Source organism: Shewanella sp. SM23 (genome assembly GCF_025654295.1).
In the GTDB taxonomy this organism is placed as follows: domain Bacteria; phylum Pseudomonadota; class Gammaproteobacteria; order Enterobacterales; family Shewanellaceae; genus Shewanella; species Shewanella oncorhynchi.
This window is the reverse complement of sequence record NZ_JAKKRM010000018.1, coordinates 93188-103638: the sequence shown is the minus strand read 5'-3', so window position 1 is coordinate 103638 and position 10451 is coordinate 93188. Positions and strand designations below refer to the sequence as shown.

General features: G+C 46.2%; 6 protein-coding genes, 1 tRNA gene and 1 pseudogene. 4 read left to right on the top strand and 4 right to left on the bottom strand.

The window, feature by feature from the left end; all coding sequences use genetic code 11:
- Both L5L98_RS18515 and L5L98_RS18510 read left to right on the top strand, forming a co-directional pair.
- Positions 1–235, top strand: a pseudogene (locus L5L98_RS18515) (IS4 family transposase); the annotation flags it as partial.
- Positions 236–458: 223 nt separating this feature from the next.
- Positions 459–535: transfer RNA gene (locus L5L98_RS18510), tRNA-Ile, on the top strand.
- Between the two features lie 243 nt (positions 536–778).
- Here L5L98_RS18510 and L5L98_RS18505 read toward each other — a convergent pair.
- Together L5L98_RS18505 and mak are read right to left on the bottom strand one after the other, a co-directional pair.
- On the bottom strand, positions 779–2899 hold the full coding sequence (locus L5L98_RS18505; protein ID WP_263142782.1) for a methyl-accepting chemotaxis protein: 2121 nt from the start codon (positions 2897–2899) through the stop codon (positions 779–781).
- A gap of 230 nt (positions 2900–3129) precedes the next feature.
- Positions 3130–4026: a fructokinase gene (gene mak / locus L5L98_RS18500; protein WP_028760873.1), complete on the bottom strand. Its 897-nt coding sequence runs from the start codon at positions 4024–4026 to the stop codon at positions 3130–3132.
- 419 nt (positions 4027–4445) lie between these two features.
- On the opposite strand from mak, the gene L5L98_RS18495 reads away from it, so the two are divergent.
- Complete coding sequence (locus L5L98_RS18495) at positions 4446–6011, top strand: peptide MFS transporter (protein ID WP_028760874.1); 1566 nt, start codon at positions 4446–4448, stop codon at positions 6009–6011.
- Between the two features lie 512 nt (positions 6012–6523).
- Complete coding sequence (locus tag L5L98_RS18490) at positions 6524–7531, top strand: LLM class flavin-dependent oxidoreductase (protein WP_263142779.1); 1008 nt, start codon at positions 6524–6526, stop codon at positions 7529–7531.
- 144 nt (positions 7532–7675) lie between these two features.
- Here the strand turns inward: L5L98_RS18490 and gabT are convergent, their stop codons facing one another.
- The gene (gabT, locus tag L5L98_RS18485) at positions 7676–8953 is read right to left on the bottom strand and encodes a 4-aminobutyrate--2-oxoglutarate transaminase (RefSeq protein WP_263142778.1); all 1278 of its coding nucleotides are present in this window, start codon (positions 8951–8953) and stop codon (positions 7676–7678) included.
- Positions 8954–8985: 32 nt separating this feature from the next.
- A complete protein-coding gene (gabD, locus tag L5L98_RS18480) occupies positions 8986–10434 on the bottom strand; it encodes an NADP-dependent succinate-semialdehyde dehydrogenase (protein WP_263142777.1) in 1449 nt (482 codons plus the stop codon).
- Positions 10435–10451 lie beyond the last annotated feature (17 nt).

Below are 10451 nucleotides of genomic sequence, written 5' to 3'. Positions count from 1 at the left end.
CCTGTTAAGCCCATTGGCCTGGAAGTTGTTATGGCTAAAGACGGAAAAAAGCCAACCGCCCGAACAAGTCCCCAGTGTGCATTGGGCTTATCTAAGATTAGGAAAACTCGCGGGCTGGAATGACAGCAAACGAAGCGGAATTGTAGGCTGGGAAAGGTTATGGCAAGGATGGTTTAAACTGCAAACCATCCTTGAAGGTTACCAGCTAGCCTTGTCTCTTGAGCAAAAGATGTGATCAAGAGACAGGCCCATGCAGGGCTTTTTATTGTCTTTATCACCTCAATTTATGCACAAGCACAGCATCGAAGCCTTAAATTTAGGCGACGAGGGCATTTAAGTTGATTAACAGATAACCAATTGAATCAGTTGCGTGAATTTCCAGCCAAAACACGGGTGACAAGCGTAAGTAAGCTTAGTATACTTCCTCCCGCTTCAGGTAATGACGATTACCTTAAGTCGGCCCCTTAGCTCAGTTGGTTAGAGCACACGACTCATAATCGTTAGGTCCACGGTTCAAGTCCGTGAGGGGCCACCACCCGATTCAACAAAAAAGCCCATTAATTCAATGGGCTTTTTTGTATCTAAAAACTGATCGCCGCTAGTTATCACACAATATCCGTGTATTTACACATTCCCCTCGCTGAACTGTTTTAAATTTTTAGCCTATTAGATGCTATTTAAACTTCCATAAAAATAGGCTCTTTGATAAGTGTTAAGCAGCAACACAATCAAAAAGCCTATTTAAAATCAATGAGCTAACTCCACAAATATCTAAGAGCTAGGTTTTTAACTTGCCTAACTGCTCATGTTGCTGCTTCACTAAATTTGCCAGTACCACACTGCTCTGTTGCGCTTCACCCGCAAGACGCGCAAGTTCAGAGGCCGAATCAGAAATGCCTGTAATATTGCGATTAACCTCTTCAGTCACCGCGCTCTGCTCTTCTGCCGCTGCCGCGATATGGGTCACTTGGCCCGAAATTTCTTCAATTTGACTCACCATAGAGTTCAATGAGTTCAGCGCTTGCTCAGTTTGAGATACGGCCATTTGTGCCCGTTCAGCGCCTTTATCTATGATGCCAGAAGCACTTTGAACTTCTTTTTGCAGTGCATCGATAAGAGTACTAATATCATTCGTCGAGCTTTGAGTCTTAGATGCCAGCGCACGGACTTCGTCAGCCACCACAGCAAAACCCCGTCCTTGTTCACCCGCCCTCGCCGCCTCAATCGCCGCATTTAATGCCAGCAGGTTTGTTTGTGCAGCAATGGAGCTGATCACCTCAAGAATACGACTAATATTCATACTGCTGTCTGCGACTTTACTCACGGCCAGCTTAGCTTCCATTGACTCTTTAGACATAGTCGCCACAAAGCCCATCGCCTTAGTCAGACTTTCTTCACTGTGACGAATGTTGCGTGACATAGCTTCTGTTTCTGCAGCGGTTTGCTCAGACGCCTTAGCAACCTCAAGTGCGGTGGCACTCATTTGGTTTACGGCCGTTACCACACTCTCAATTTCACCATATTGACGATTGACACTATCACGTGTGAGCTGGGCAATTTTCGCTGAAGCTTGGCTTTCTTCCTGAGAACGACTCGCAAGGGTTTTAAGCTCGGCAATCAGGTTTTTCAGTTTATAAATAAAGGAGTTGAAACCTTTTGCTAACGCAATCAACTCTGCATGGGAGTCCACTTCTATCGATTGCGTTAAATCACCATCAGCGCTTGCCAGGTGTTCTACACGGCCTTGGATCATCTTTAAGGGTGAAATAATGCTACGGATCACTAGGCTAATCGTAATCACAGCAGCAATCGACACGACAACACCGACCATGAGCAACAAACTTCCCAAGGAAGTTGCCATTTCATCCATATCATTATTCAACACAATCGAACTCTTGTACGCCTGCGCAGTCGGCACTTGGATCACTAAGGACCACTCGGCATTCGCTAAAGGGATCTTAATTGGGTAGGCAACAATAATTTCATCATCGTTAACCATGTAACCCGAGTTCTTGTGTAACGAGATAATTTGTGAAGCAATAGCTGGATTTATTGACTCAGCTAAAGGACGAGCCTTTTTACTGTAATGACTTGCTGCAACCACTAAACCGCGGGTACTCAATAAAGTTACTTTCGCTTGCCCATCGTAGAGGCTCTTAGATAACTTATCGATAAGGGTTTGAAAGACGGGTAAGTTTAAATCAACACCGACCACACCGATAAACTGTTTACGCTTAAGCACAGGAACAGTTAGCGAGGTCATTAATGCTTTGTTACCGGGAGTGATTTCGTATAAATACGGCTCCATTAGACAGGGCTTTAAGGTTTCTTTACCGCATAAATACCATTCTGCATCACGGATCCCAAATTCATTTAGGCTAGTAAGGTATTTTTCTGACGAATCTTCAACCTGTTGATGTGCAACAGTGCCATTGTCATCACGGGTATAGTAAACCTCTAGGGCACCTGATGTCATTACACTGTGGCTGGAATTAATATTCAGAAACTCAGTATCGAGCCCATCATAACCATTAGGTTCAAACTGGGCATACATGGAGGAAACTTGCGCATTCTTCTTAAGCACAGCCGCCACAGTGAGCTCTAAACGATCACGCTTTAAGGGAAGTTCTTCTGCCGTACTCTCCACCATACCGGCAAAAGAGTAAGGAATACGATAGGCTTCGTTAATAAATCCAGCGACCATTTCGCCATATTCACCGGCGCGGGCTTCGAGTTTATCCCGCGTTTCAGTTTGTAGGGTATTTTGAACTTGATCCGATAATTGCGCGTTTTGAGCCGACAGTGTCCACCATAAACTGATAGATAAAATAGCCACTATCGATAAAAATAATGCTGATGTAATCCACAACAACTTAGTACTGATGGACAAATGCTTCATCTAGTAAACTCCCAAGAGAACGACAATAGCGTAATTATTTTGATCTACTTTATTTTTATACTTTCTATACAGCATTAAAAATAGCACTTAGGGTAAGAATTACCAGTACTTAAGATAAAGAGTTGTCAATGGAATGTAAAACTTTTGAATGACTAAATCAAAAAAAGGCCAAATTCAAATAAATGAATTCAGCCTTTAATATCAAACACTATTCTTGATTGAGTCTAGGATTAGCGTCCCCACAACCAAGCGGCGCCACGCACCCCCGATGAAGCACCATAATAATTTTTAACAACAGGTGTGTGGCACTCTCGGCCAACCACATAGAGCGGCAAAATTTTCGGTAATTCGGTATAAATAGCATCGATGTTAGACACGCCGCCGCCAAGGACGATAACATCAGGATCCATCATATTGATCACATGGGCCAATGAACGGGCTAAACGATCAATAAAGCGGTTAAATGCTTGAGTTGCCAGCGGATCTCCCGCTTGCATCATTTGGGCAATTTCAATACCGCTGTCAGCAACACCGCCCGCAGCGCGAAAGTCGCGAACAAAGCCTGTTCCAGATATAAACGTTTCGATACAGTCTCTATTACCACAAAAACACGTCGTGGTATTAAATTCATCGGCTTTCATCCACGGTAAAGGATTATGGCCCCACTCACCACCAATACCATTGCCACCGTCATGTACTTGGCCTTTAATTGCGATACCAGCACCACATCCCGTTCCAATAATGGCACCAAATACAACAGACTTTCCTGCGGCAGCGCCATCTACCGCTTCTGATACGGCAAAACAATTCGCATCATTAGCAATTTTTACTTTACGATTTAATCGAGTCCCCAGATCCACATCGAGTGGATGACCATTGATCCAAGTTGAATTAGCGTTTTTTACTAGGCCAGTAAAAGGAGAAACAACCCCAGGAATACCTATTCCGATAGTGGCGGTTTGCTGCAGGCTGTCTTCGACTTCAGTTACCAATGCAACCAAAGCATTGACTGTCGCAACATATTCTCTCGGTGTCGGGATGCGTTTACGAAAGACTTCGTTACCATCGCTATCTAATGCGACTACCTCGATTTTTGTGCCACCAAGATCGATACCAATTCGTAACATTCATATACTCCGTTTAAATATATTTAACGCAAAGCGGTGCATTAACAACCTGATGCATATCTGCAACTGTAGAGACGCTGCTAAGTAGAACTTTTCGTTTTAAAGTGATCTACATTAGAATTTCCAAGCGCACTATGCCTGCTGGACAAACAGCAATCAACCTCAATGTATTTAAATACACCATAGCGCATACCCGCACATGCCATTATCTGCTTATCCGATAGTACTGCGAATGTTCCTTGATTTATCCGCAGCAGAAAAACTTGGATAAAACTGTCTCCGCTTAAATCCACCTTAAAATTGATAAGGTCATTTGTAACAAAGTCTGTTTTTGCCTATGTCTGCCATTGGTTTGAATTGGTTATCGCCTTATACTTTTGAGCTCAAATATTAAAACAACAATGTTGGAAGCAAGCGATATGACTATTGGGACTGCTCCGGTAAGTAAAACACATTCATTTATGACAGTGTCTCTTATCGAATTATGGGAACGCTTTGGTTATTACGGCATGCAAGCGCTGATTGTGTACTTTATGGTGCAGCGCCTTGGCTTTGATGACTCACGTGCAAACTTAGTATGGAGTGCCTGTGCGGCACTTATTTATGTATCACCAGCGATTGGTGGCTGGGTTGGGGATAAAATTCTCGGCACCAAACGCACTATGCTGCTCGGTGCGGGGATCCTCTCTCTGGGTTATGCGCTAATGGCCGTACCTACTGAAAATACGTGGTTTATGTTTTCAGCGCTCGGCGTGATTGTGGTCGGTAACGGCCTATTCAAGCCGAATGCGGGTAACTTAGTTCGTAAGATTTACGAAGGTGACGATTCTAAAATCGACAGTGCTTTTACCATCTATTATATGGCGGTAAACGTAGGTTCGACCTTCTCTATGTTGCTCACGCCTTGGATTAAAGATTACGTTAACGCCCAGTATGGCAACGAATTTGGCTGGCACGCGGCCTTTGCTGTGTGCTGTGTCGGTATATTGGTGGGGTTAGGTAACTATGCACTCATGCGTAAGAGTCTAGTCCATTACGGTTCTGAGCCAGATACTCGCCCAGTGAACAAGAAAAACCTCGCGATTGTATTGGGTCTATCCGCATTGTCGGTTGTCGCTTCAGCCATTATTCTTGAATATGAAGCTGTCGCGCGCGTCTTCGTTTATGCAGCAGGCGTAGCCGTATTGGCAATCTTCTTCCACTTGATCCGCACCAGCGAAACCAGTGAAAGAGCAGGACTGATTGCAGCGCTGATCCTTACCGTGCAAACCGTGTTCTTCTTTATTTTCTATCAACAAATGTCAACGTCACTCGCGCTGTTTGCCCTGCGTAACGTGGATTGGGATTTTCAAGTTTTTGGTACCCACTTGTGGACTTGGTCACCTGCCCAGTTCCAAGCATTAAATCCATTATGGATTATGGTATTAAGTCCAGTACTCGCATGGAGCTATTCGTGGGCTGGACGCAATGATAAAGACTTTTCTATCGCGGCGAAGTTTGCCCTCGGTTTTGCCGTTGTGGCAATTGGCTTCTTTATCTATGGCTTTGCGGGCCAATTTGCAGTCAATGGTAAAACCTCTTCATGGATCATGATCTGGGGCTATGCCTCTTACTCTTTAGGGGAATTGCTGGTGAGTGGTCTTGGACTTGCCATGATTGCTCGCTACGTACCTGCACGTATGGGCGGCTTTATGATGGGTGCCTATTTCGTCGCATCAGGTATTTCACAGTATCTGGGCGGTGTGGTTGCTAACTTCGCCAGTGTCCCCAAAGATTTAGTCGACCCACTGCAAACCTTACCCGTATACACAAGTCTGTTTAATAAATTGGGTATAGCCGCTGTGGTCTGTACCTTTATCGCACTTGCGGTATTACCTCTGATGCGTCGCCTGACTGAGACTCACCATTCACATAACAATGCTGCTGATCATGATATTAATGAAAGTGCTGCGGCATCGCTACGGGATGTGAAAGCCGAGCAGTAATGCTCGACTGACAATAGCGATTTTTCTATTGCATAACATTAACTGCCGATAGCCCTGCTATCGGCAGTTTTTTTATCACTTCATTCAACATCGTTTATACCCTTATATTGCTACTCATAACCAAATGAGCTTTAGCGAAAGTCATGCAATTCTACTGTGACTGGCTTAGCGCTGAGTTGCTGAGAATAAGAACTTCAGTTCCATATTATCGGCCCTCACACGCGGATGACTTCAGTCCCTCGATTTGTTACAAAGCAAGTATGGACTCGGACGCACTCGGTTTAATAGCGCTGCTCAAGTGCAAACTCAAATTGACATGACTAATGAAATAACGAAGGGAAAAGAGTTAGCCGTTCAAGCTTGAGAAGCATGGAACTTAGCCCCATATCAATAACACTGAATATCTTTTATTCATCAAGACTGAGCCATTAACGCTTGTTCTTCACTATGCGACTAACACAGTTAGCGCCTCTTGTTGTCGCTAGCAAAAACGGCAGTCACTTGGAGACACTATGTCACAACCGACATCAATATTGGCCGATATTCCCTTCTCGCTATTGGAACTCGCGCCTATGCGCCAAGGCTCAACTGTGGGTGAAACACTGCACAACAGTTTGCAGTATGCAAAGGAAGGCGACAGGCTCGGCTTTAATCGTTTTTGGTTTGCCGAACACCATAATATGCCCGGTATCGCTAGCGCAGCGACCTCGGTATTAATTGGCTATATTGCTGGCAATACTCAGCGTATTCGCGTCGGCGCGGGTGGGATTATGCTGCCAAACCATGCGCCTTTAGTGGTCGCCGAACAGTTCGGTACCCTTGAAAGCTTATATCCTGGTCGAATCGATTTAGGACTAGGCCGCGCGCCCGGCAGCGATCAAATTACCAGCCGAGCACTGAACCGTGATACCAGTCGCGCCGAACAATTCCCTGAAGAAGTCAGTGAATTACAAACTCTACTTGGCCCTTACAATGGTCGTCATGCGGTGCGAGCGATTCCCGGAGAAGGTACTAATGTACCAATTTGGTTATTGGGCTCGAGTCTTTTTAGCGCACAGTTAGCGGCGCAGCGCGGCTTGCCCTATGTGTTTGCGGGCCACTTTGCACCACGTTTTCTCTACGATGCGATTGAAATCTATCGCCGCGACTTTAAACCTTCTCAAGTGCTTGATAAACCCTATGTGATGCTCGGCTTGCCGTTAGTTGCCGCCGATACAGATGAAGAGGCGCAATTTCTGGGCACCACCTCAAAACAGCGCGTGCTGGCACTTATCCGTGGTCACGAGTTATGGCTAAAGCCACCAGTTGATACTATGGATGGCTTGTGGAGTGCGCAAGAAGAAACCTATGTCGATAATTTCTTAGGTTTATCCGTTACTGGTGGCCCGGCGACGATTAAGCATCGTTTGGAAATGATAGTAAAAGAACTCGGCGTGAATGAGTTTATCTTTACCAACGACTTGTATGATCTTGATAAACGCAAAAAGGCATTACAGATCCTAATGGAGATTAAAAAGTAGCGATTCATTTAACTGATGAGTGCAGAAAGTCACTGGCAGTAAAAACAGCCATTTCCAAAACAATCGCCCCAATAAAAATCCCGCCAAAGCGGGATTTTTATTATGCAAAACTGTTATCTAAAACCTTTTTATATCAAAGCGATATTAGCTTTTCAGTACGGAATTGAAACTGGCGTTAAGAATACCAAGGCCTGCATCAATTTGTGCATCCGGCGCCGTTAATGGCACCAAAATACGCAGCACATTACCGTAGGTACCGCAGGATAATAAAATCAATCCTCGGTCACGGGCATCGCTCAACACTTGCGCGCAATAGTGCGGCGCAGGTTTACCCTCTTCCATCAATTCGATGGCGATCATAGCGCCTAAACCACGCACATCGGCGATTTGCGCATGTTCGACCTGCATTACATTCAGGGCAGACTTAATTCGCTCACCAATGGCATTGGCCCTTTCTAGCAACTTTTCTTCTTCAAACACTTCAATGACAGCAAGCGCAGCGGCGCACGCTAACGGATTACCACCATAAGTACCGCCAAGACCACCGGGACCCACTGCATCCATGACTTGGGCGCGGCCAGTAATGCCTGAAAGTGGAAAACCACCCGCTATGGATTTAGCAAAGGTCGTGATATCTGCAGCAACACCCATTTGCTCCATAGCGAAGAAAGTGCCAGTACGACCCGCCCCCGTTTGCACTTCATCGGCGATCAGCATAATGCCTTCACGGTCGCACAGTGCCCGCAGGCGATGCATAAAAGCGGGCGATGCAGCGTAGAAACCGCCCTCGCCCTGCACTGGCTCTAAAATAATGGCGGCGATATCACTCGGCTCGGCATCATTTTTAAAGATACGTTCAATCGAGGCCATAGCATCGTCATCGGACACGCCATGTATTTCGCACGGGAACTCAGCGCGGAACACATTCGCCGACATCAGCCCCATACCTTTACTGTAAGGCGCGACTTTTCCGGTCAATGCCAAGGCCGCAATAGTACGACCATGGTAGCCAGACGTAAACGCAATCACGCCAGCACGTTTGGTATAGGCACGCGCCACTTTAACTGCGTTTTCAACCGCTTCTGAGCCACTAGTGAATAGTGCCGTCTTCTTGGCAAAATCCCCAGGAACCAGTTGATTGAGCTTTTCACATACTTGGATATAGCTCTCGTAGCCGAGCACCATAAAACAGGTATGGGAAAAATTATCCAGCTGAGCTGCAACCGCCGCCTTAACCTTAGGATGAAGGTGACCCGTATTGAGCACAGCAATGCCACCCGCAAAATCGATAAACTCGCGACCTTCAACATCCCACACAGTCGCATTTTCGGCGCGGGCGGTAAAAATAGGGTGAATTTGCCCGACACCACCCGCAACTGCGGCTTGGCGACGTGCCATCAATGAATCATTGGTTGTTGTCATTTAGTCTTCCTCACTCGCCAAATCGGGCCGTATTAAACGGACATACAGATATATTTAATTTCTAGATATTCTTCGATACCGAACTTAGAGCCTTCACGGCCAAGCCCTGAAGATTTCATCCCACCAAAGGGCGCGACTTCCGTCGAAATCAAGCCAGTGTTGACCCCAACCATGCCATATTCCAAGGCTTCGGCGACTTTCCACACCAATGAAATATCGCGGCCATAGAAATAGGCGGCGAGGCCAAATTCAGTATCATTAGCTTGTTTGATCACATCGTCGACATCGCTGAATTTAAACAGCGGCGCGAGTGGACCAAAGGTTTCTTCGCGGGCAACAAGCATGCTTTTATCAACGTTAGTGAGTACGGTTGGCTCGAAGAAATTACCGCCAAGATCATGAACTTTGCCGCCCGCGATCACAGAGGCGCCTTTAGCGATAGCGTCGATAAGATGACTCTGTACTTTCTCGACCGCGGCAGCATTGATCAACGGACCCGTAGTGATGCCCTCGTTGATGCCCTCTCCGACCTTAAGCTTGCCAACAGCAGTGCTAAGTTTTAAGGCAAACTCGTCGTATACACCGTCTTGCACATAAATGCGGTTAGCGCAGACGCAGGTTTGGCCGGCATTACGATATTTAGCTATCATGGCGCCTTCGACAGCGGCATCGATATTGGCATCGTTAAATACGATAAATGGTGCATTGCCGCCAAGCTCTAGTGACAGTTTTTTTAAGGTAGGCGCACATTGCGCCATTAATTTAATACCGATATTGGTTGAGCCAGTGAAAGACAGCTTACGCACTATCGGGTTGCTGCACATTTCATTACCAATCTGCACCGCATCACCCGTTAACACACTAAATACGCCCGCAGGAATACCGGCACGCTTAGCAAGTTCAGCCATCGCTAATGCGGTAAAGGGTGTTTGGTGCGCCGGTTTTACCACCATAGTGCAACCCGCAGCTAACGCTGGAGCGGCTTTGCGGGTGATCATCGCAGCAGGAAAGTTCCACGGCGTAATCGCGGCAGTTACACCGACAGGCTGCTTAATTACCATCAAGCGCTTATCCCCTTGATGCCCAGGAATGGTATCGCCATAAATACGCTTCGCTTCTTCGGCAAACCACTCGATAAACGAAGCGGCATAGGTTACTTCACCTTTCGCTTCTGCCAGCGGTTTACCCTGCTCAGTCGTCATGAGCAATGCTAAGTCATCACTATTTTCATTGAGTAATTCAAACCAACGCCTTAACTTAGCGCCACGCTCTTTGGCTGTGAGCGCTCGCCATGCAGGTAAAGCCGCTTCTGCCGCCTTAATCGCCATTTCAGTTTCAACTTGTCCCATATTAGGAACGTAGCCAATCACGGCATTGGTTGCGGGATTAACCACCTTTAGCGTGTCACCAGAAACGGCATCACACCATTGACCATTAATAAAAGACTGTTGACGTAGCAAACTCGGATCATTTAATTGCACAAGGATTTCCTCGTATT

Excerpts from the sequence above, each read along its gene's own strand:
- L5L98_RS18505 (WP_263142782.1), bottom strand. The coding sequence starts at position 2,899 with ATGAAGCATTTGTCCATCAGTACTAAGTTGTTGTGGATTACATCAGCA.
- mak (WP_028760873.1), bottom strand. The coding sequence starts at position 4,026 with ATGTTACGAATTGGTATCGATCTTGGTGGCACAAAAATCGAGGTAGTC.
- L5L98_RS18495 (WP_028760874.1), top strand. The coding sequence starts at position 4,446 with ATGACTATTGGGACTGCTCCGGTAAGTAAAACACATTCATTTATGACA.
- L5L98_RS18490 (WP_263142779.1), top strand. The coding sequence starts at position 6,524 with ATGTCACAACCGACATCAATATTGGCCGATATTCCCTTCTCGCTATTG.
- gabT (WP_263142778.1), bottom strand. The coding sequence starts at position 8,953 with ATGACAACAACCAATGATTCATTGATGGCACGTCGCCAAGCCGCAGTT.